The sequence below is a fragment of the Mesorhizobium loti CJ3sym genome (assembly GCF_000472785.1).
GTDB lineage: Bacteria > Pseudomonadota > Alphaproteobacteria > Rhizobiales > Rhizobiaceae > Mesorhizobium > Mesorhizobium loti_E.
The window spans coordinates 255,934-275,643 of the sequence record NZ_AXAL01000006.1 but is presented as its reverse complement, the minus strand read 5'-3'; the positions used below and the strand labels follow the sequence as shown (position 1 = coordinate 275,643).

The following is a 19,710-nucleotide window of genomic DNA, read 5'->3' as shown; positions in this document are numbered from 1 at the left end:
CTTAACTCTTCGCGATAAATAGAGGTCGACTCAGCTATCCAGGAAGCTGCGCAGCTTGCGCGACCGGCTCGGATGCTTGAGCTTGCGCAGCGCCTTGGCTTCGATCTGGCGGATACGCTCGCGGGTGACCGAGAACTGCTGGCCGACTTCTTCCAGCGTGTGGTCGGTGTTCATGCCGATGCCGAAGCGCATGCGCAGCACGCGCTCCTCGCGCGGCGTCAGCGAGGCCAGCACGCGCGTGGTGGTTTCGCGCAGATTGGCCTGGATCGCGGCGTCGATCGGCAGGATCGCCATCTTGTCCTCGATGAAATCGCCCAGATGCGAATCCTCCTCGTCGCCGACAGGCGTTTCGAGCGAGATCGGCTCCTTAGCGATCTTCAAGACCTTGCGCACTTTTTCGAGCGGCATTGCGAGCTTTTCGGCCAGTTCTTCCGGCGTCGGCTCGCGGCCGATCTCGTGCAGCATCTGGCGCGAGGTGCGCACGATCTTGTTGATCGTCTCGATCATGTGCACCGGGATGCGGATGGTGCGCGCCTGATCGGCGATCGAACGCGTGATCGCCTGCCGGATCCACCATGTCGCGTAGGTCGAGAACTTGTAGCCGCGGCGGTATTCGAACTTATCCACCGCCTTCATCAGGCCGATATTGCCTTCCTGGATCAGGTCGAGGAACTGCAGGCCGCGATTGGTGTATTTTTTGGCGATGGAGATGACGAGGCGCAAATTGGCCTCGACCATTTCCTTCTTGGCGATCGCGGCTTCGCGCTCGCCCTTCTGCACCTGGTTGACGATCTTGCGGAATTCCAGGATCGAGATCGCCGTCTCGGTGGCCAGGTGCTGGATCTCGGCGCGCAGCTCCTTGATCGCTTCCTTCTCGTTCTTGGTGAATTCCTTCCAGCCACGCGAGGTCAGATTGCCGATTGCACGCGTCCAGTTGGGATCGAGCTCGGAGCCTTGATACTCCTTCAGGAACTCCTCGCGGCGCACGCCATAGCTTTCGGCCAGCCGCAGCAGCTTGCCCTCGTTCTGCACCAGGCGCTTGTTGATGTCGTAGAGCTGCTCGACCAGCGCCTCGATGCGCGCGGTGTTGAGCGACAGCGACTTCACCGCCTTGATCAGCTGGTCCTTCAGCTCCTTCAGGCGGCGGTCCTGGCTGGGCGACAACGTGCCGGCGGCGGCCAGGCGGTTCTCGACCTGCTGGTCCTGCAGCTTGCGCAGCTTCTTGTAGGTGTCGGCGATGACGTCTAGCGTCTCCATCACCTGCGGACGCAGTTCGGCTTCCATCGCCGCCAGCGACAGGCTCGCCTCGTCCTCGTCTTCCTCGTCGTCATCCCCGATGCCGCGCGTGTCGGCGGCGACATTGGTGATGTCTTCTTCGTCGTCGCGCCCGCGGCGCGACTTTTCCTCGACCTTGGGCGCTTCCTCGACGCGCTCGACCACCGGTGCCTGCTTGGCCTCGGGGCCTGCATAGGTGGCTTCGAGGTCGATGATCTCGCGCAGCAGGATCTTCGATTCGTTGAGTTCGTCGCGCCAGATGATGATGGCCTGGAAGGTCAGCGGGCTTTCGCAGAGGCCCGCGATCATCGTCTCGCGCCCGGCCTCGATGCGCTTGGCAATGGCGATTTCGCCTTCGCGCGACAGAAGCTCGACCGAGCCCATCTCGCGCAGATACATGCGCACCGGATCGTCGGTGCGGTCGGTCGGCTCTTTCTTGGTGGTGGTGGCGGCGACCGCCGTGCCGGTCTGTTCGGCCAGCTCGTTGGCGTCTTCCTCGGCGTCCGCCGCGGTGTCGCTGGCCTCGGCCTCTTCGCCCTGCTCGTCATCCTCGACGACATTGATGCCCATGTCGGACAGCATCGCCATCGTGTCCTCGATCTGCTCGGAGGTCACTTCCTCGGAAGGCAGCACCGAATTCAGCTCGTCCATGGTGACATAGCCGCGCTTCTTGGCGGCCTTGATCATCTTCTTGACAGCATCATCGGAAAGGTCGAGCAGAGGGCCATCGGTGGCGCCTTCGCGTTCGGTCTCGACCTCTTCCTTTTCCTTAGTCGCCATAATTTTTATCTTCTCCAAGCGGCTGCCATCGAAGCCGCGTAAACTGTCGGACCAGTCAAAACCGGATGTGCTCGCTTATGAAACGCGCTTCACCGGGCCAGTAACCGTATAATCTCTTTGTTTGGTGCATGTCGTTGCCCCAAAACCGGTTCGCACTTTTGGGCGACATGCACTAAGTCCAGATTAACCCTGATATCTGTGGCAGGCTGCCTGCCTGTCCAGTGACCAGTACCTCACATCGCTCATTTCCCGTCGGCGCGGGTGCGGGTTAACGTTTCGAATCGTCCTGATTCCGCCATTCTGTCGGAAGGTCAAGCGCCTCTCGCATGATTCGCATGAAAAAAGCGAATCAATTACCCGACTTAGCGCGCCCCGCCCCCTGGGGAAGGCTGGCCACGCTCTCATTCTTGCACTCAGCTGCACTTAGGCTCGCCCGGCCCTGCCCGACGAAACGCCGAATCCTTCGATCAGCGCTTCTGTCGCCTGTACATCCTGAAATTGCGCCTGAATTTCGATTAGATGGCGGAAGTTTTCGTCCGAGGGATCTGCTTCGAGCGCCGCTTCCGCCTGTTTCAGCTCCTTATGTAAGGTGCGTGCGCTGCGCTGCAAGTGCAGCGCCTGGTTCAGAGCGTCACGGGCATCGTCGAGCGCGGCGGCCTCGAGCGCCGGCCACTGCCGCGCCCGCCGGATCAGGCCGACGGCACGCTCCCAGATCTCGGCGCAGCCGGCGCGCTCGATCGTCGTCACCACCGCGTGGCGGTCATTGGCCATGTCGTGCGCCATCGCGTCGAGGATGGCGGCATGCAGCCGCTGCAGGTCGGAATTGACGAGATCGAGAAATTCGACATGGGCGAAATTCTCGTCGATCAGCGCCGGATGGTTGACCAGCGCCACGATGATCGTCGCCTCACGCACCGACATGCCTTCACTGCCGCGCTTGACCAGCGCGGATTGGCCGAGGCTTTCGGTGATCGCCATGCGGCCGCCGCCAGGCTTGGCGAATTGGCCGCCGGGTGCGGCTGCCTTGCCCTGCTGCCCCGGTTTCCAGTCCTGGCGCCCTTGCCGCGCATCACGCTGCGAGCCGAAGAAGCTCTTTTCGCGCTCACGCATTTCCCGCTGATAGTGATAGCGCGTGCTTTCGTCGCGGATACGGCTGGCGAGTTCCCGCAGCGTCTTTCCCAGTTCTGCCCGCCGCTCCGGCGTGTCGAAGACACCGCCCGCGGTCTCGCGCATCCATAAGAGATCGACCAGTGGACGCGCATCGGCAAGCACCGCCCGGAACGCTTCCGGCCCTTCGGCCTTGACCAGATCGTCGGGATCCTTGCCTTCCGGCAGCAGCGCGAAGCGCACCGAACGGCCGGCCTGGACCGCAGGCAGCGCCATGTCGGCGGCACGCCATGCCGCCTTCAGCCCGGCCTTGTCGCCGTCGAAGCACAGCATCGGCTCGGGCGCCATGCGCCAAAGCAATTCGAGCTGGTTTTCGGTGAGCGCGGTTCCAAGCGGCGCCACCGCATTCTCGAAACCGGCCTGCGCCAGCGCGATGACGTCCATATAGCCTTCGACGGCAATCACCGTGCCGCCCTTGGCCAGGGCTTTGCGGGCACGGGCGAAATTGTAGAGCACATTGCCCTTGTGGAAGAGCTCGGTGTCAGGCGAGTTCATGTATTTGGCCAGCGCATCAGGTGCCAGCGCTCGGCCACCGAAGGCAATGATCCTGCCGCGCGAATCCGGGATCGGGAACATGATCCGGTCGCGGAACCAGTCATAAGAGACCGGAATGTCGTCGCCATGGCGCACCAGCCCGCACGCCTCGATGTCGGCCTTCGGCACGCCCTTTGCCGCCAGATGCTCCTTCAGCGCATTGCGGCTGTCGGGAGCGAAGCCGAGCCGGAACGACTGCTGCGTCGCCGGTGTCAGCCCGCGATCCCTGAGATAGGCGCGGGCTTTGGCTCCTTCAGGCCCCTGCAGCCGCTCCTGGAAGAAGGCAGTCGCCATCTCCATGACATCGGTCAGGCTGGCGCGTTCCTTCTCGCGCTGTTCCTCGCGTTCGTCGCGGACCGGCATTGGCACGCCGGCCATGTCGGCGATCTTCTCCACCGCTTCGGGAAAACTCAATCCTTCGAGTTCGGTGAGGAACTTGAAATGATCGCCCGAGACCGAGCAGCCGAAACAGTGGTAACGCCCCTTCTTGTCCTCGCAGTGGAAGGACGGGCTCTTCTCGCCATGGAAGGGGCAACAGGCCCAATAGTCTCCGCGAGACGCATTGGTCTTCTTGCGATCCCACGCCACGCGCTGGCCGATAACCGATGAAATCGGCACGCGGTCGCGGATCTCGTCGAGAAAGGCCGGCGGAAAGCGCATTGAGGGAACTCGTTTCCCCACCATATAATCATGCCAGAGAAATCCGACGACCCCCAATACGGGCCATACCCGGTTTCCACAGGGCAAAAAGGAAAGGCGGCCATTGCGGGCCGCCCTTCCCAGCTCAATCCAGCGATCGAACCTTACTGCGCGGCAAGCGCGCCGAAGATGACGCCGGAGAGGATGCCGACCAGCACATAGTCGTTGCCGACGCGGATCCATTCCTGGCCGCGGCCCGGGCGATGCAGGCCGTAGCGGCCATAGTCGCGGACCGGCTGGTGCTGCCTCCAACCGGAATATTTCTGGCCGTTGCGCCAGTTGTTCCGCTTCACGATGACCTTCTTGTGGAAACGCTTCTGGATGACACGCTTCTTGCCATCGTTGTGATGGCCGGGCTTCTGCCAGTCGACCTTGATGTAATTCGACTGCGGCGCGACCGGCGCATTCATCGGCGCGGCCTGGCCGGTCAGCGACGTGGCAGCCAGCATCGCGACGGCGAGGACAGAAAGAACAATGCGTTTCATGAGAAGTCTCCTTGGTTGTCGATGCCCCATGGAATAACGGCCAACGGATGAACTGAAACTGAATGGAAGCATTACAATTATGTAATGAATTCCTGTGCTTATTTCGGAAATTTGAACATCATCGCAAAGTTGACAGCGAGACACCCGGCAACAGCGGCCGATCCCCCGCGGTGGCCGTGGACCGGCGATGCGGCATTTCCCGCATCCGTCCATTTTCCGACACGCCTTGTCGCGCCGCGACGGCCCCTCGAAATCGACAAAATTTTATTATTCGGCTAAAGTATTCTGCTCATTATCGGTCGCTGCCATGAACATGATTCGCACTTTCGCTTTCCCCCATGATCGCCGCGCTGTTCGCACTGCGTGCCCCGACCGCATGCAGGCGCCGAAATGAGCGGTTCCGTCGTCCTTCTGCATCTGGCCGGCGCGGTCGCGCTGATGCTGTTTGCCACCCGCATGGTGAAGACCGGCGTCGAGCGCGCCTATGGCGACGTCCTGCGCCATAAATTGCGCGCCACCATGCGCAATCCGATCATGGCGGTGCTGACCGGAACCGGCCTGGCAATCGCCCTGCAGAGCTCGACGGCCGTCACGCTTTTGGTCGGCTCCTTCGCCGGCTCCGGCATCGTCTCGGGTGCGGCCGGCCAATTGGCCGTGCGCGGCGCCGAGATCGGCTCGGCGCTGGTGGTCAAACTCTTGACCTTCGACCTGACACTGCTGGTGCCACTCTGCCTGATCACCGGCACGGTGATGTTCATGGCCACCGAGCGCCGCGACTGGCGCCAGACCGGCCGCATCCTGGTCGGCATCGGCCTTTTGATCCTGTCGCTGGAAATGATCGGACAGGCGTCCGAGCCGCTGCGTAACAGCCAGCTCATGCCGGTCATAATCAATTACTTCTCCAGCGATTCCATCACCGCCTATCTCTTGGCGGCTGTCATCACCTGGCTGTTCCAGTCGAGCATCGCGGCGGTGCTGCTGATGGCGACGCTTGCCGGCCGTGGCCTGATCAGCCCGGAACTCGGCGTCGTCCTCATCCTCGGCGTCAATCTTGGCTCCTCGATCATCGCGCCGATGCTGACCCGCTCGGCCGGGCCTGCCGTGCGCGTGGTGCCGATCGGCAATCTCCTGATGCGCGGGCTGGGTTCGCTGGTCATGCTGATCCTGTTCATGATCTTCAGGCCGCATGTCGCCTTCCTCGGCGCTACGGCCGCGGACCAGATCGTCAACGCCCACATTCTGTTCAATGTGATCATCCTGCTTGCCGGCCTGCCGCTGGCCGGCTTCGTCTATCGCGCCTCGGAAAAGATCGTGGCGCTCGGCACCAAGCCCGTGGCGGCGGCCTCGCTCGACGTGATCGAGCTGTCCGCGCTCAACGAGAGCGCGCTCGACATACCAAGTCAGGCGCTGGGCAATGCGACGCGCGAAGTGGTGCGGGTCTGCGAAACCGTCGAGATCATGCTGAAGCGCATCATGGAACTCTATGAAAGTGCCGACAGCGACAAGATCAAGGCGCTTGCAGCGCTCGACGACCGCGTCGACCGCAAGCACGCGGCCATAAAACTCTACCTCGCCAAGCTCACCAAGAACCCGCTGACCGAGGACGAGGCATTGCGCTGCCAGGAGCTGATCGGCGCCTGCGTCAAGCTCGAGCAGGTTGGCGACATCATCGTGCGCAACATGCTGGTGCATGTGAAGAAGAAGGTCGAACACGGGCTGGAGTTCACACCCGAGGGCTGGCGCGAACTCTGCGCCTTCCACGCCTCGGTGCTGGCCAATGCACGGCTTGCCTTCAACGTCCTGGTCTCGCGCGATTCCGAAACCGCCCGCCAGCTGGTGCTGGAGAAGGACCAGCTGCGCGACCGCGAGAAGGAAACCAGCGCCAGCCATTTCCTGCGGCTGCGCGAGGGCACCGCCAGGAGCATCGAGACCAGCTCGATCCATCTCGACACCATCCGCGACCTGAAGCAGATCAACTCGCTGCTGGCGTCGATGGCCTACCCTGTGCTGGAAGAGCGCGGCCTGCTGACCGGGTCGAGGCTGAAGGCCAGCTAAGGCAGCGGAAGAATCTTCTGCAGTCACCCTGGGAACAAAGGTTCCGTCATCCAGGCGCAAACGGCAAATTAGTCTTTGCCCATTCTGGCATCGGTCGGCTAAGCATTCCGGCCACCGGAGGAAATCCATGGACACTCGTTCGCGCAGTTTCGCCAAGGCGCTGTCCTGGCGCATGACCGGCACCATCGACACGCTGATAATTTCCCTGGTGGTGACCGGAAGCGTCAAGCTTGCCGCCGCCATCGGCGTGACCGAGGTCTTCACCAAGTCGTTGCTCTACTATTTCCATGAGCGGGCGTGGCTCAGAATTCCCTATGGCCGCAAGACACCCCCTGAGTTGCCGTTCAAGAAAAGCTGAAGCGGCGACAAAAATTTCTGGATTGCCCGCGCCGTCCATCCATGGTTTGAGGCCGTTCCAGCCAAGGCTTTTCCCATGTCGCTTCCGCTCATTGCCCTATTCATCGCCGCCTTCGCTTTCGGCACCACCGAATTCGTCATTGCCGGCGTGCTGCCGCAAGTGGCGCAAGGGCTTGGCGTTTCAGTGCCCTCGGCCGGCTATCTCGTGTCCGGCTATGCCTGCGGCATCGCCATTGGCGGCCCGCTGCTGGCGCTCGCCACCAAGTCGTTGCCGCGCAAGACCTTGTTGCTCGGCCTCGCCGTCATCTTCACCATCGGCCAGGCAGCCTGCGCGCTGGCGCCCGACTTTACCTCGATGCTGCTTTTGCGCATTGCCGTCGCGGTCGCGCATGGCGCCTATTTCGGCATCGCCATGGTGGTGGCGGTCGGCCTTGTCCCAGAGGACAAACGCGGCATGGCGGTGGCGGTTATCCTGTCCGGCCTCACCGTCTCCAACGTCATCGGCGTGCCGGCCGGCACGGCCATCGGCAACATCTGGGGCTGGCGCGCCACCTTCTGGGTGATGTGCGCGCTGGGCGTGGCGGCAACGCTCGCCATGGCCGCACTCCTGCCGCGCACCACCGGATCGTCCGCCAAGCCTGTCGGCCTCGCCCGCGAGGTCCGCGTGCTGGCGCGCCAGCAGGTCTGGACCTCGCTGATCCTCATGCTCATGCTGATGCTCGGCCAGTTCTGCCTGTTCACCTACATCACGCCGACGCTGCTGGAGGTTACCGGGCTCGACGAGAACCTGATTCCCTGGGTGCTGCTGCTAAACGGCGTCGGCGCCACGCTCGGCGTCTTCCTCGGCGGCAAATTGTCGGATTGGAAGCTGATGCCGTCGCTGATCACCATGCTTGGCCTGCAGGCAGTGACGCTGGCCATCATCTACGCCGTCAGCCCCTACCCTGTGCCGATGGTCGTGGCGATCGTCATCTGGGGCGGCCTCAACTTCGCCATCGGCACGCCGATCCAGACCCGCATCCTGGCCTGGACGGCGGATGCCTCCAACCTCGCCTCATCGCTGATCCCATCCGGCTTCAATGTCGGCATCGCGCTTGCCGCCTCGCTGGGCGCCGCCATGCTCAATGCCGGCTACGGCTACCGCAGCCTGCCGGTGGTCGGCGCTGTCGCCATGCTGGTCGCCGTGGTCGTGGCTGTCATCTCCCAGGTCTGGGAAGGGCGCAGCAACGCCACGCCGCCGCTGACGGCGCCGGCCGAGTAGCCAACGACAGAACGCTCACCCCCGCCAGCGCAAGAGGCGCATGGCGTTGGCTGTCACCAGCACGGTGGCGCCGGTGTCGGCCAGGATCGCCGGCCACAGGCCGGTGATGCCTAAAATGGTGGTGACCAGGAACACCGCCTTCAGCCCCAGCGCCACGGTGATGTTCTGGCTGATATTCGCCATCACCGCTCGCGACAGCCGCACCATGCGGGCGACATCCATGACGCGGCCATGCAGGATCGCAGCGTCCGCCGTCTCCAGCGCCACATCGGTGCCGCCGCCCATGGCGATGCCGATGTCGGCGGCGGCGAGCGCCGGCGCGTCGTTGATGCCGTCGCCGACCTTGGCCACTTTCAGCCCCTCGCGCTGCAATTCGCCGACGATGCGCTGCTTGTCCTGCGGCAACAGTTCCGCCCGCGCCTCGATGCCGAGCGATGCGGCGATGGCTTCCGCCGTGCGGCGGTTGTCGCCGGTCAGCATCACCGTGCGGATGCCTTCCGCTTTCAGCGCCATGATGCCGGCCGCCGCGTCCGGCCGTGCCTCGTCGCGCATGGCGATCAGCCCGGCCACAACCCCGTTGGCGACCAGCACCGACACGGTCTTGCCCTGGCCGTTGAGGCTGTCGATGGCAAGGCGCTGCGCTTGCGTCATGTCGGCGCGTTCGCCCGCCGCCGGGCCGGAGCCAAGGAAAACCGCGACGCCGCCGACGCTGCCCTCGACGCCCTTGCCGGAGATCGCCTTGGCCGCCAGCGCCGGCGGCACCGGCGCCTTGTCGGCCTTTGCCCTGTCCAGGATCGCCACCGCCAGCGGATGGCTGGAACCCTGCTCGAGTGCTGCCGCCAGCGCCAGCACGGAGCGCTCATCGCGGCCATAGGCCACGATGTCGGTGACGACGGGCTTGCCCGCGGTCAGCGTGCCGGTCTTGTCGAAGGCGACCGCCGTGATCCGGCGAAAGCCTTCCAAGACGGCACCGCCCTTCATCAACAGGCCGCGCCGCGCACCGGCCGCGAGACCCGCCGCAATCGCCGCCGGCGTCGAGATGACCAGCGCACAGGGGCAACCGATCAACAGGATCGCCAGGCCCTTGTAGATCCATTCATTCCAGTCGCCGCCGGCAACGAGCGGCGGCAGCAGCGCCACCAGCGCGCCGACCGCCAGCACTGCCGGTGTGTAATAGCGCGAAAAACGGTCGATGAAGCGCTCGGTCGGCGCCTTGGCCTCCTGCGCCTCTTCCACCAGCCGCACGATGCGGGCGATGGTGTTGTCGGAAGCGGCTGCCGTCACCCGCACCTTGAGCACGCCATCACTGTTGATCGTGCCGGCGAAGACGGGCTCAGTGACACCCTTGCGTTTCGGCGTGCTCTCGCCGGTCACCGGCGCCTCATCAATGTCGCTCACGCCCTCCGTTATCTCGCCATCGGCCGGGATGCGGTCGCCCGGCCGCACCACGATGACGTCGCCGACCACAAGCTGGTCGGCGGGAACTTCAACCGTGCCGCCTCCCCGCTCGACCAGCGCCGTCTTCGGCACCAGGTCGGCCAGCCCCTGGATGCTGGCCCGCGCACGGCCGGCGGCGACACCTTCCAGAAGTTCGCCGATCAGGAACAGCACCACCACGGCGGCCGCTTCTTCCGTGGCGCCGATCATCACTGCACCAACAGCGGCGATGGTCATCAGCGTCTCGATCGAGAACGGCGTGCCGGCCAGCGCCGCCATCAGCGCGCGCCGCGCGATCGGCACAAGGCCGACCAGCAGCGCGGCCAGGAAGACCCAGCGCTCGGCCGATGGGAACAGGTGGCCGATGCCGTAGGCGGCCAGAAGTGCCGCCGCACAAGCCAGCGTCAGCGCCGCGCGGCGGGTACGCCACCACGCCTGCCCAGGCTCGACATTGCTGTGGAGGTGCGATGAGCCTGTGGCCTCCTTGGCTTTCTGTTCGCCACCATGGTCATGGCCCTCGTGGTCGTGACCTTCATGATCGTGACCTTCGTGATCGTGGCCGGCATGGTCATGCGCCTTGGTTGCTGGCCCGTCGGCCCTGGCTTGCGCCTTGACGATGCCGTAGCCCAGCCGCGCCACTTGCTGCAGCACCTTGTCCTCATTGAGCGGGCCGCCATGGCTGACGGTCATCGAGGCGCCGGTCACCGAAACCGAGACATCGGCGACGCCGTCGAGACGGCGCACCGCCGTATCGATCTTGGCCGCGCAGGAGGCACAATCCATGCCGCCGATCTTGAACCGTGTCTGCCGGATTCTTGCCTGCTCGTGGGGAGCCGTCATCACATCACCTGTCTGCTTTTTCACCCGAGCGGCGTGCGGTCGCGAGGGCCTTGAACCCTGATGTCAGACACTATAATTGCTCTAGTCACTAGAGCTTCAAGAGGCAAAATGCATGTTTTCGATCGGTGATCTCTCCCGCCGCACCGGCGTCAAGGTGCCGACCATCCGCTACTACGAGCAGATGGGCCTGGTCGCCGCGCCCGAGCGCTCGGAAGGCAACCAGCGCCGCTACTCCAGGCAGGAGCTGGAGCGGCTAGCCTTCATCCGCCACGCCCGCGACCTTGGCTTCGCCGTCGAGGACATCCGCTCGCTGATCGAGTTGAGCGGCCACCCCGACCAGCCTTGCGGCCATGCCGACAAGATCGCCGGGGAACAGCTGATCTCCGTGCGCGAAAAGATCGCCCAGCTGAAGCGGCTGGAAACCGAGCTGGAGCGCATCGCCTCCTGCTGCGACGGCAGGACGGTCGGCGACTGCTACGTCATCCGCGCGCTGTCGGACCACGCGCTGTGTGCCGACGAGCACGGGTGAGAGGTCTCTATTTTCGAAGTCCGCGCCGGCGCTAGCGCCCGAAAGGGCTGCACAACCTCGCGCCCCTACAGCTCGATCCGGAACCGCAAACTCTCCACCCCGCCATAGGCTGCGTCCTCGAAGAAGCGCTCGACCAGTCTGCCGCCATTGGCCAGGATCACCTTGTGTGACGCCGGATTGCCCGGCTTGGCGGTGATCTCGACATGGGGCAGGCCGACCGCCCTCGCCTCGTCGAGCATCAACCGCAAGGCCTGCGTGGCATAGCCGCGCCGCCGCTTCCACGGCACCACCGCATAGCCGATATGGCCAAGCACATGCGACGGCAGTTCCGCCGTGCCCTTCTGCCAGCGAAAGCCGATCGAGCCCGATGCCTCGCCGTCCCAGATCCAGCGGCGAAAGCCCGGCAAGCGCGGCACTTGCGTGCCGTCGGGCAAGGTGATCGGACCACCCCTGGCTTCGGGGTCATCGAGGTTGGCCAGGAACGCCATGGGATCCTGCTCTATCGCCGCCAATTGCTCGCGCGTCGCCTCAAGCAGCCGGACATTGTCCGGCGACCAGCCACGCTCGAGCGCTGCTCTGTAGGAGGGCAGATGTTCAAGTGCCGGTTTGACGATCTCGACCATGATCCATGCTCCCTGGGAGGCGAACCAGGCATAGCCGTGGCCGCGAGATGGCTCAAGCCGGTGCCGCCCGGAAGTGAACTTCGCTAAACAAGTTGTGTCTCGCCGATTGGCGCGAGACATTTTATGATTGGTTGCGGGTGGCAACACCTAAAAGATTCGCTTGGCTTCGACAGGAGAATTGATCCGGTGCGGTTGAGATCTGTCCCTCTTGGCATTGTCGTCACCCTTAGCCTTCTTGTCATTGCCTTGACGGCAACGGTCCGTTCGTTTGCCGCGCCCTCCGGTGTCCCGGCCTGGCTGCAGGCCCATGTCGGCGACGCCGACGGCCAGATATCACAAGTGGTGCTGGAACGGGCGCGGGCGCTTTACGAGAAGAAGGTGGCGCAAGGTGCTGTCAAAAACCCCTGTTATTTCGCGATGGATGCGACGCGTCCCGGAGACATGGGCAATGGCGTGCTGGGGCGCCGGTATTATATCGTCTGCGAAGCCAGCCAGTCGTTCCGCGCCATCGCATCGGGTCACGGGGCTGGCAAGAACCTGAAAGGCACGGTCGATTTTTCAAACGGCAGGCGATGCTCCAAAAACTTCGGCAATGCCATGGATTCGGAGCTGACCGCCGGCGGCGCCTACATAACCCGCGAGACAAAGACGTCGTTCAAGGGTTTTTACCGTACCGGCGCCAAGCAGGACGCCGCCTTCCTGCGCACATTCATCCAGTTCGACGGCGAAGGCGAAGCCGCCAATGCCAGGCAGCGCGTGATCGGCGGCCACGCGGCACAGGTGCTGCGCACCATGTGCATGCGTAAAAATCCGAAAAGCTCCTACGCCGATCATGACGGTCTGGTGCCGTTCGGCAAGCTGGTGGACTATGCCGGCGGCCGCAGCAATGGCTGCACCAGCTGGTCGCCGGCGGATGCGCAGCAGATCATCTCGATGGTCAAGGACAACCCGACGACGCTCTACATCTACCCGGAATCACGCGACATCGCCGCGGTAGCGGCTAGCCGTTCGCAATCGGGCACCTATTGGAATGCATCCTGCCTGAAGGAAATCGGCACACCGAAATTCTGGCCAAGGAAGACTCTTGAGCCGATGATCGCCCAGTACAAAAAGGACCATCCGGCGCCGCCACCGCAGCCGCTGCCGATGTGCAAGGAGTCGTGAGGTCCGCAAGCCAACAGGCCCCGAACCTCACGCACTGTTGGTTCGGTGCTGCGGCTCAGCGCAGAAAACCGAGCACAGTCTCGACGAACTCGGCAGGGTACTCGACGTTCGACAGGTGAACCGCGGGCAGGACAACCAGCTTCGCGCCTTGGATGGATGCGGCGATCTCTTCACTGTGACTCAGCGCCGTTACCGTGTCGTACCGTCCGGCGATCACCAGGGTCGGCCGCGAGACCAACGTCACAATACGGCGAAGGTCGGAATCGCGAACGGCGGCGAACAAGCCGGCCAAGCCCTGCCGATCGATGCTCAGCAGCATGGCGCGAAATTCCTGGATGACAGGGCCGTTGGCCGCGGCCATGGCGGCAGGAAACCAGTTGGCCAGGAACGCCTCGGCGTTCTCTGCCATGTCTGGAGCCTGAAGCGTCGCAACAATTCGCTCGTCGATATAGCTTGCCGGCCCGAGATGTGACGAGCTGTTGGCAATGATCAGGCGGTCGATGCGCTCCGGCGCCCGCACGCCGAGCCACTGCCCGACGAAGCCACCCAGCGACAGGCCGAGGAAATGCACGCGCCCTAGACCGAGCGCGTCGAGCAGCTCGACCACGTCGCGGCCAAGCCGGTCGAGCGAATAGGCGCCGGCCGGGACAGTTGACCCGCCATGGCCGCGAAAATCGTAGCGCAGAACGCGAAAATGCTTCGACAGTTCAGCGATCTGGCCGTCCCACATATGCAGTGTGGTGGCGATGGAATTCGACAGCACCAGCACCGGCTTTTTGGCGTCGCCGTCGAAGCGGTAGGCGATGCGGGTGCCGTCGCCGACAGTCACGAAATTCAGCTCACTCATGATGAAATTCCTTCTGGAAGGTTGAATGAGCAGAGCGTAGGCGGGCAGCGTTTTCAGTGATATTACAAAGACAGGACACTCTCTGTAATCAAAGCTGACATGGCCGAGTTCACCTTGCACGATTTGCAATGCTTCGATGCGGTGATCCGCACCGGCGGTTTTCAGCCGGCGGCGGCCATGCTGCATCGCTCGCATCCGGCGGTGTTCGCCGCCATTGCCAAGCTCGAACGGCAGCTCGATCTGGTTCTTCTGGATCGCAGCGGCTATCGCGTGCGCCCGACCGAGGCGGGAATGTCGTTCCACCGCCGCGCGCAATCGCTGCTGCGCGAACTGGAGGGCCTGCGGGTGCACGCCGCCCAGCTTTCAATGGGCGAGGAAAGCGAAATCCATGTCGTTATCGGCGACCTCTGCCCGCGCCCGCAGGTGCTCGGCATGCTTGGCCGTTTTTTCGCCCAGTGCCCGGGCACGCGCCTGCATCTGCATTTCGAGGCCGTCGGCGGTCCGTGGGAGCGCCTCTTCGACGACGAAGCCGATCTGATCCTGCACTGGGTCGACAAGGGCGATACGCGGGTGGAATGGCTCGATCTGTGCAAGGTGCCCTTCATTCCCGTGGTGGCCCCGGGCTTCTTGCCGGAGCGCATCAAGGAGCCGGTCACGCCCGATCAGATGCAGGCACTCACCCAATGCATCATGCGCGACAGCGCCCGCCATTCGCCGCAACAAGACTATTCGCTGATCGAAGGCGCGCCGCAATGCCTGGTGGCCGACCAGGGCATGAAGAAGGAGATCATCCTGCAGGGTCTTGGCTGGGGCCACCTGCCCCGCTTCCTGATCGAGGACGAGCTGCACGACGGACGCCTGCACTCCATTGCCGGCCCCCATCTGCCGGGCCGCACCGAGGAGCTGGTGGTGGCGCGCCGTCGCGACCGGCCGCACGGGCCGATCGCCAACCGGTTGTGGGACTACGTCCAGCAGGAAGCGCCGGCATTGCGCCGCGCATTGGAGGCTCGGAAACGCGCCGGGGAAACATCGACCAACTGACCGCGAAGGCCTCGGCTAAGGCACCTGCGTGATGCTGCCGCTGCCTCTGACCTGCGACCGCCGCATGGTCGGGTGCCCGTAGAGATCGACATCACCGCTGCCGGAAATCGAGACATCCGCGTCGGCCTGCGCGGTGACCTCGGCGTCGCCGCTGCCGCGGATGTCTATCTGTGCGGATTGGGCGATCAGATCCTTGAGCCGCCCCGAGCCCGAGCCCGAGATTTCCAGGTCGACCGCCTGGGCGGTTCCGGTGGCGGCCACGCTGCCGCTGCCGCGAATGCTCAGCCGCAGCTTGGGCTGATTGATTTGGGACAAGGCAAGGTCGCCACTGCCGGTCAGTTTCCAGTCCGAAATCGCCGGCCCCGACAGGCTGACATCGAGCCGGGGCGAAAACCAACCCGTATCACAATCCAGGCTGAGCTGGCTGCCTTCCATGCGCACATGGTCGATCAGCGTGGAATCGCCGCTCACGACAGCTTCGGCCTTGTCGCCCGGCTGGTAACGGACCGAAGCCGGCAAGGCGATGGTGAAGCTGTCATTGGCGCTGAACGGCAGCGTCACTTCCTTCCTGACGGATGTGATCGCGCCGCAGGTGGATCGGCCGCCGATCCACGAGCCTCCCGCATTGACCCAATCCGGCCCGGCAAGCCCGATGCCCGCGGCCAAAAAGAGGGCGGCGCCGACCAGTCCGGCTGTCGCGACGAATGCCAGTTTTCCAGTCATTGTCCGTTTCCTTCGACGTGATGACAAAATTGCGCGAGCTTTGCTCCGCTCAAGCGGGGCTGCGGTCGGCTTGCGTGATGCGCGAATGCAGCCGGGCATAGCGCCCGACAACCCGCAAGCCGGCCCCCATGCCCAGCAACAGCAAGGCGCCGCCACCAAGGAAGCTGCTCACCAGTCCGGCACCGATGAACAGGCGTCCCAAGGTGAGCGAAAAGGCAGTACCCGGCTCGAACAGCAAGGTGGTGAGAATGATCTTGATGCCGAGCGCGCCGATGGCGACGAGCGTGATGCCAAGGGCAAGCGCAAGCACCACCGCGGTGATGAGCAGCGGCAGCAGGAAGACGATGTCGACGAAGGCAAGGCCGGCCAGAGCAAACGTCGCCGCCAGCATGTTCGAAACGCTCCAATGGGCTTCAAGACGGCGCAGCCCGGCCTCGGCGCGCAGCTCGCGGGCGATCCTGGTCGGATCACCAAGCGCCGCCGCGACGTCCGCTTCGCTGCGGCCCGAAGCATCGGCGAAATGGGCGGCATAGTCGCCGACGATGTCCTCGATCTCCTGCGGCGGCAGGCCGGCCAGTCCCTGTCTCAGCGTGCGCAAGAAGGCGTCCCTGGTCATGGCAAATCCTCGAGAAGTTTGTCGACGGCACCGCCGAAGGAGCGCCAGTCGCGGCGGTGAGCTTCAAAGGCCTGCCGGCCGAGCGGCGTGAGCCGGTAATATTTGCGCGGCGGCCCGCTGCTCGACTCGACGAGGCGGGTGGCTACCAGCCCGTCATTCTGCATCCGGCGCATCAGGGGATAGATCGTGCCCTCCCCCATGTTCACCGCGGCGACCAGCGTGCTGGCGATTTCATAGCCGTAGCTTTCACCCCGCGACAGCACGGCCAGGACGCACAGATCAAGCGCGCCTTTTCGCAGCTGGACGAGGATGGAGTCGGTCATGGCAGGTCCTGAATTCGAGACCTGTATATAACACGCTACCTGTTTATGCAAGGTAGTGGATTTGGCCGGCATTCGAGGGATGGGAACTGGTCATTGCGCCGCCTTCAGAACACCAAAACGAACCCTGATCGGTTCAACCAGCCTACAAATGGTGGGGCAATTACAAAAATGACGATGAGAGACACGCATAGTCCCGCGAGGCCACCCCATCGCGCAATCCCATGAGGGTCGTCGAAATGCAAAGGCGAGCTTATAGAAAACGGTTTTCGACGCCTTGGCATGATAACCTGACCTACAGCCGCCAATAGGACAGCGGTCAAACACAGAAGCCAGCAACTCGTTGCCTGAAAGGCCGAGAAGCAAGTAGTCCAACCATTTTCATGGTGCGGATAAATGGCGGGTTTGGGACATGAGGGTTCCGCGATGCCCAAAGTAACACAGCATCGACGCGACTCCGCAGCCGGCGAGAAAGCCACCCAGCGCGTTGAGCACGGCATTGCGTTCAGGTCTGACGTAGATGATGCGATCGTACCAATGCTTGACCGGGATATTGTCCTATGGTTTCGCGGTTGGACGTTTGATGCATACAGGGTCGCCACTTCCGGGCTGCACGCAATCCCAACCCGGTCCAAAGCCAAAGTTCTCCCGCCAGTGTATGGGAGACAAGTTCAACAAATTGAAAATGACGATTATCAACAGGAGAGCGGACACGAGCAGAATGCCGCCGATGTCCCCCGGTCGAAGGGGCGGCCTATACATTTCACGACCAAGTATTTTCATCTCGATCCCGCCGACTTTGGAGCAACATCCTATAGCTGGGAATGGCTGAAGTCCCGTCAACAATGACGGTCGAATTTGAATGACAGCCAGAGGGCGGCATCCAATGCCTTGCCACAGCACTGCGTCCACATCCAGCGTGGAAGCAGTGCCCTGCTCTGACATTAAGCCAATGAGTCAGGCTTCTGCGGATTCCGGTTTGGAGTCAGACTTCTGATCATCACTACAGTCGTGGCGAAAGCGCCTACTGCAACAATCCCTTGACGATGCCGCTTGCCTTGCCGAAATCCATCTGCCCGGCATATTTCTGCTTCAGCGCGGCAATCACCTTGCCCATGTCCTTCTGGCTGGCGGCACCGGTTTCGGCGATCGCCTCGCGCGCTGCGGCAGTGATGGCCCCATCGTCCAACTGCGTCGGCAGGAAGCCGCGGATAATCTCCATCTCGCCGCGTTCCTGCGCCGCCAGTTCCGGGCGCTTGCCGTCTTCGAAGGCCTTGGCCGATTCCTCGCGCTGCTTCACCATCTTGGCCAGGATCTGCAGGATCTCCTCGACGCTGGCGGGGTCCTTGGCCGAACCGCGATTGGCGATGTCGCGATCATGAATGGCGGCCTGGATCAGCCGCAATGTCGGCAGCCGGTGCTTGTCCTGCGCCTTCATCGCGCTCTTCAGGGATTCGGCGATTTTCGCGCGCATCATGCTTTCTCCTTCGGTCGGCGCGGACAATAGCGCCGGGGCCAAGCCAACGCAAACCCTGATATTGTGACGCAAGCCTATGATATTGCTTGATGAAATAAATCATGACCGCATTTCGCGTGATCATTGACCACTCTGCCGCCTTCCCCTATGTACTCAGCCTTGCATGAACTGAAGCTTGACTGCGTGGGAGCCGCGAATTCGCCGCTTCGCGCCATTTGCCGCGCCGATGGCCAACGGGCCAACTGCAGCACGCGGCCTGATAGGAGTGCCGCATGGCCGAGATGACGCCCGCCTGGGCAACCGAAAAGCCGACCGCCCTGCTGGTGCTGGCCGACGGCACCGTCATCGAAGGTCGCGGCCTGGGCGCCACCGGTTCAGCAGTTGCCGAAGTCTGCTTCAACACCGCGCTCACCGGCTACCAGGAAATCCTCACCGACCCCTCCTATGCCGGCCAGATCGTCACCTTCACCTTCCCGCACATCGGCAACATCGGCACCAATGGCGAGGACATCGAAGACCTCAACCCGGCCGCACGCGCCGGCGCTGTCGGCGCCGTGTTCAAAGCTGATGTCACCAACCCGTCCAACTACCGCGCCGACGGGGGTCTCGACGAGTGGCTGAAGAAGCGCGGCATCGTAGCACTCTCGGGCATCGACACGCGCGCGCTCACCGCGCTGATCCGCGAAAAAGGCATGCCCAACGCCGTCATAGCGCATGCGCCCGACGGCGTCTTCGACCTCGACGATTTGAAGCAGCGTGCCGCTGCCTGGTCGGGCCTGATCGGGCTTGATCTCGCCAAGGAGGTTACGTCGGGCCAGTCCTCGGTCTGGCGCGAGACGCCCTGGGTGTGGAACGAGGGCTTTGGCGAACAGGCCGAGCCCTCTATGCATGTCGTGGCAATAGACTACGGCGTCAAGCGCAACATCTTGCGCCTGCTTGCCGGCCTTGGCGCCAAGGTCACCGTGGTGCCAGCCAGCACCGGTTCCGAAGAGATCCTCGCCATGCAGCCCGACGGCATCTTTCTCTCCAACGGCCCCGGCGATCCGGAAGCCACCGGCGTCTACGCCGTGCCGGTCATCCAGGATTTGCTCAAGACCGACATTCCGGTGTTCGGCATCTGCCTCGGCCACCAGATGCTGGCGCTGGCGCTGGGCGGCAGGACGGCCAAGATGCATCAGGGCCATCATGGCGCCAACCATCCGGTCAAGGACCACACCACCGGCAAGGTCGAGATCGTCTCGATGAACCACGGTTTTGCCGTCGATGCCGACTCGCTACCCGAAGGTGTCGAGGAAACCCATGTCTCGCTGTTCGACGGTTCGAATTGCGGCATCGCGCTCACCGGCCGCCCGGTGTTCTCGGTCCAGCACCATCCCGAAGCCTCGCCAGGCCCGCAGGACTCGCACTATCTGTTCCGCCGCTTCATCAATTTGATCCGCGAAAAGCGCGGCGAGGAATTGCTGGCCGAGCGGGCCTGACC

18 protein-coding genes are annotated in these 19,710 nt (G+C 63.4%); 8 read left to right on the top strand and 10 right to left on the bottom strand.

Annotation, left to right across the window (positions count from 1 at the left end; all coding sequences use genetic code 11):
• Nucleotides 1-30 precede the first annotated feature (30 nt).
• From rpoD to A3A9_RS0110040, 3 genes are all read right to left on the bottom strand, one after another.
• Nucleotides 31-2,055 (bottom strand): RNA polymerase sigma factor RpoD, encoded by a 2,025-nt coding sequence (rpoD, locus tag A3A9_RS0110050; protein WP_027058671.1) that lies wholly within the window; start codon nt 2,053-2,055, stop codon nt 31-33.
• Between the two features lie 423 nt (nt 2,056-2,478).
• A complete protein-coding gene (dnaG, locus tag A3A9_RS0110045) occupies nt 2,479-4,416 on the bottom strand; it encodes a DNA primase (RefSeq protein ID WP_027058670.1) in 1,938 nt (645 codons plus the stop codon).
• A 143-nt stretch (nt 4,417-4,559) separates the two neighbouring features.
• The gene (locus tag A3A9_RS0110040; RefSeq protein WP_027058669.1) at nt 4,560-4,940 is read right to left on the bottom strand and encodes an RcnB family protein; all 381 of its coding nucleotides are present in this window, start codon (nt 4,938-4,940) and stop codon (nt 4,560-4,562) included.
• A gap of 390 nt (nt 4,941-5,330) precedes the next feature.
• Between A3A9_RS0110040 and A3A9_RS0110035 the strand changes: the two genes are divergently transcribed.
• The 3 genes from A3A9_RS0110035 to A3A9_RS0110025 all read left to right on the top strand — a co-directional run bounded on the left by A3A9_RS0110035 (nt 5,331) and on the right by A3A9_RS0110025 (nt 8,613).
• Nucleotides 5,331-6,995: a Na/Pi cotransporter family protein gene (locus A3A9_RS0110035; RefSeq protein ID WP_027058668.1), complete on the top strand. Its 1,665-nt coding sequence runs from the start codon at nt 5,331-5,333 to the stop codon at nt 6,993-6,995.
• Between the two features lie 127 nt (nt 6,996-7,122).
• A complete protein-coding gene (locus A3A9_RS0110030) occupies nt 7,123-7,353 on the top strand; it encodes a DUF2061 domain-containing protein (protein WP_027058667.1) in 231 nt (76 codons plus the stop codon).
• Nucleotides 7,354-7,428: 75 nt separating this feature from the next.
• Nucleotides 7,429-8,613, top strand: coding sequence for an MFS transporter (locus tag A3A9_RS0110025; protein WP_027058666.1), 1,185 nt, complete (start codon nt 7,429-7,431; stop codon nt 8,611-8,613).
• 15 nt (nt 8,614-8,628) lie between these two features.
• On the opposite strand, the gene A3A9_RS0110020 is transcribed toward A3A9_RS0110025, so the two are convergent.
• The gene (locus A3A9_RS0110020) at nt 8,629-10,890 is read right to left on the bottom strand and encodes a heavy metal translocating P-type ATPase (RefSeq protein ID WP_027058665.1); all 2,262 of its coding nucleotides are present in this window, start codon (nt 10,888-10,890) and stop codon (nt 8,629-8,631) included.
• 112 nt (nt 10,891-11,002) lie between these two features.
• Here A3A9_RS0110020 and A3A9_RS0110015 point away from each other — a divergent pair, with 112 nt between their 5' ends.
• Nucleotides 11,003-11,419, top strand: a complete 417-nt coding sequence (locus A3A9_RS0110015) for a MerR family transcriptional regulator (protein WP_027058664.1) — start codon at nt 11,003-11,005, stop codon at nt 11,417-11,419.
• A 65-nt stretch (nt 11,420-11,484) separates the two neighbouring features.
• On the opposite strand, the gene A3A9_RS0110010 is transcribed toward A3A9_RS0110015, so the two are convergent.
• The gene (locus A3A9_RS0110010; protein WP_027058663.1) at nt 11,485-12,042 is read right to left on the bottom strand and encodes a GNAT family N-acetyltransferase; all 558 of its coding nucleotides are present in this window, start codon (nt 12,040-12,042) and stop codon (nt 11,485-11,487) included.
• A gap of 186 nt (nt 12,043-12,228) precedes the next feature.
• Between A3A9_RS0110010 and A3A9_RS0110005 the strand changes: the two genes are divergently transcribed.
• Nucleotides 12,229-13,206: a hypothetical protein gene (locus A3A9_RS0110005; RefSeq protein WP_027058662.1), complete on the top strand. Its 978-nt coding sequence runs from the start codon at nt 12,229-12,231 to the stop codon at nt 13,204-13,206.
• A gap of 55 nt (nt 13,207-13,261) precedes the next feature.
• On the opposite strand, the gene A3A9_RS0110000 is transcribed toward A3A9_RS0110005, so the two are convergent.
• A complete protein-coding gene (locus A3A9_RS0110000; RefSeq protein WP_027058661.1) occupies nt 13,262-14,053 on the bottom strand; it encodes an alpha/beta fold hydrolase in 792 nt (263 codons plus the stop codon).
• Between the two features lie 99 nt (nt 14,054-14,152).
• Here A3A9_RS0110000 and A3A9_RS0109995 point away from each other — a divergent pair, with 99 nt between their 5' ends.
• Nucleotides 14,153-15,094, top strand: coding sequence for a LysR family transcriptional regulator (locus tag A3A9_RS0109995; protein WP_027058660.1), 942 nt, complete (start codon nt 14,153-14,155; stop codon nt 15,092-15,094).
• A gap of 15 nt (nt 15,095-15,109) precedes the next feature.
• On the opposite strand, the gene A3A9_RS0109990 is transcribed toward A3A9_RS0109995, so the two are convergent.
• Genes A3A9_RS0109990 through A3A9_RS0109980 form a run of 3 tightly spaced genes read right to left on the bottom strand, consistent with a single transcriptional unit; the run spans nt 15,110 to nt 16,756 of the window.
• Nucleotides 15,110-15,817 (bottom strand): GIN domain-containing protein, encoded by a 708-nt coding sequence (locus A3A9_RS0109990; RefSeq protein ID WP_027058659.1) that lies wholly within the window; start codon nt 15,815-15,817, stop codon nt 15,110-15,112.
• A gap of 49 nt (nt 15,818-15,866) precedes the next feature.
• A complete protein-coding gene (locus A3A9_RS0109985) occupies nt 15,867-16,433 on the bottom strand; it encodes a DUF1700 domain-containing protein (RefSeq protein WP_027058658.1) in 567 nt (188 codons plus the stop codon).
• Nucleotides 16,430-16,756, bottom strand: a complete 327-nt coding sequence (locus tag A3A9_RS0109980; protein ID WP_027030504.1) for a PadR family transcriptional regulator — start codon at nt 16,754-16,756, stop codon at nt 16,430-16,432. Before A3A9_RS0109980 ends, A3A9_RS0109985 begins: the two co-directional genes overlap by 4 nt.
• A 423-nt stretch (nt 16,757-17,179) precedes the next feature.
• Here A3A9_RS0109980 and A3A9_RS0109975 point away from each other — a divergent pair, with 423 nt between their 5' ends.
• Nucleotides 17,180-17,602 (top strand): hypothetical protein, encoded by a 423-nt coding sequence (locus A3A9_RS0109975; RefSeq protein WP_152536093.1) that lies wholly within the window; start codon nt 17,180-17,182, stop codon nt 17,600-17,602.
• Between the two features lie 175 nt (nt 17,603-17,777).
• Here A3A9_RS0109975 and A3A9_RS0109970 read toward each other — a convergent pair whose 3' ends face one another.
• Nucleotides 17,778-18,230: a GatB/YqeY domain-containing protein gene (locus tag A3A9_RS0109970; RefSeq protein ID WP_027058656.1), complete on the bottom strand. Its 453-nt coding sequence runs from the start codon at nt 18,228-18,230 to the stop codon at nt 17,778-17,780.
• 272 nt (nt 18,231-18,502) lie between these two features.
• Between A3A9_RS0109970 and carA the strand changes: the two genes are divergently transcribed.
• Complete coding sequence (gene carA, locus A3A9_RS0109965; RefSeq protein WP_027058655.1) at nt 18,503-19,708, top strand: glutamine-hydrolyzing carbamoyl-phosphate synthase small subunit; 1,206 nt, start codon at nt 18,503-18,505, stop codon at nt 19,706-19,708.
• The last annotated feature ends 2 nt before the right edge of the window (nt 19,709-19,710 follow it).

Coding starts and splice junctions, on each gene's coding strand:
- rpoD (WP_027058671.1), bottom strand. CDS start 2,055: ATGGCGACTAAGGAAAAGGAAGAGGTCGAGACCGAACGCGAAGGCGCC.
- dnaG (WP_027058670.1), bottom strand. CDS start 4,416: ATGCGCTTTCCGCCGGCCTTTCTCGACGAGATCCGCGACCGCGTGCCG.
- A3A9_RS0110040 (WP_027058669.1), bottom strand. CDS start 4,940: ATGAAACGCATTGTTCTTTCTGTCCTCGCCGTCGCGATGCTGGCTGCC.
- A3A9_RS0110035 (WP_027058668.1), top strand. CDS start 5,331: ATGAGCGGTTCCGTCGTCCTTCTGCATCTGGCCGGCGCGGTCGCGCTG.
- A3A9_RS0110030 (WP_027058667.1), top strand. CDS start 7,123: ATGGACACTCGTTCGCGCAGTTTCGCCAAGGCGCTGTCCTGGCGCATG.
- A3A9_RS0110025 (WP_027058666.1), top strand. CDS start 7,429: ATGTCGCTTCCGCTCATTGCCCTATTCATCGCCGCCTTCGCTTTCGGC.
- A3A9_RS0110020 (WP_027058665.1), bottom strand. CDS start 10,890: ATGACGGCTCCCCACGAGCAGGCAAGAATCCGGCAGACACGGTTCAAG.
- A3A9_RS0110015 (WP_027058664.1), top strand. CDS start 11,003: ATGTTTTCGATCGGTGATCTCTCCCGCCGCACCGGCGTCAAGGTGCCG.
- A3A9_RS0110010 (WP_027058663.1), bottom strand. CDS start 12,042: ATGGTCGAGATCGTCAAACCGGCACTTGAACATCTGCCCTCCTACAGA.
- A3A9_RS0110000 (WP_027058661.1), bottom strand. CDS start 14,053: ATGAGTGAGCTGAATTTCGTGACTGTCGGCGACGGCACCCGCATCGCC.
- A3A9_RS0109995 (WP_027058660.1), top strand. CDS start 14,153: ATGGCCGAGTTCACCTTGCACGATTTGCAATGCTTCGATGCGGTGATC.
- A3A9_RS0109990 (WP_027058659.1), bottom strand. CDS start 15,817: ATGACTGGAAAACTGGCATTCGTCGCGACAGCCGGACTGGTCGGCGCC.
- A3A9_RS0109985 (WP_027058658.1), bottom strand. CDS start 16,433: ATGACCAGGGACGCCTTCTTGCGCACGCTGAGACAGGGACTGGCCGGC.
- A3A9_RS0109980 (WP_027030504.1), bottom strand. CDS start 16,756: ATGACCGACTCCATCCTCGTCCAGCTGCGAAAAGGCGCGCTTGATCTG.
- A3A9_RS0109975 (WP_152536093.1), top strand. CDS start 17,180: ATGCCCAAAGTAACACAGCATCGACGCGACTCCGCAGCCGGCGAGAAA.
- A3A9_RS0109970 (WP_027058656.1), bottom strand. CDS start 18,230: ATGATGCGCGCGAAAATCGCCGAATCCCTGAAGAGCGCGATGAAGGCG.
- carA (WP_027058655.1), top strand. CDS start 18,503: ATGGCCGAGATGACGCCCGCCTGGGCAACCGAAAAGCCGACCGCCCTG.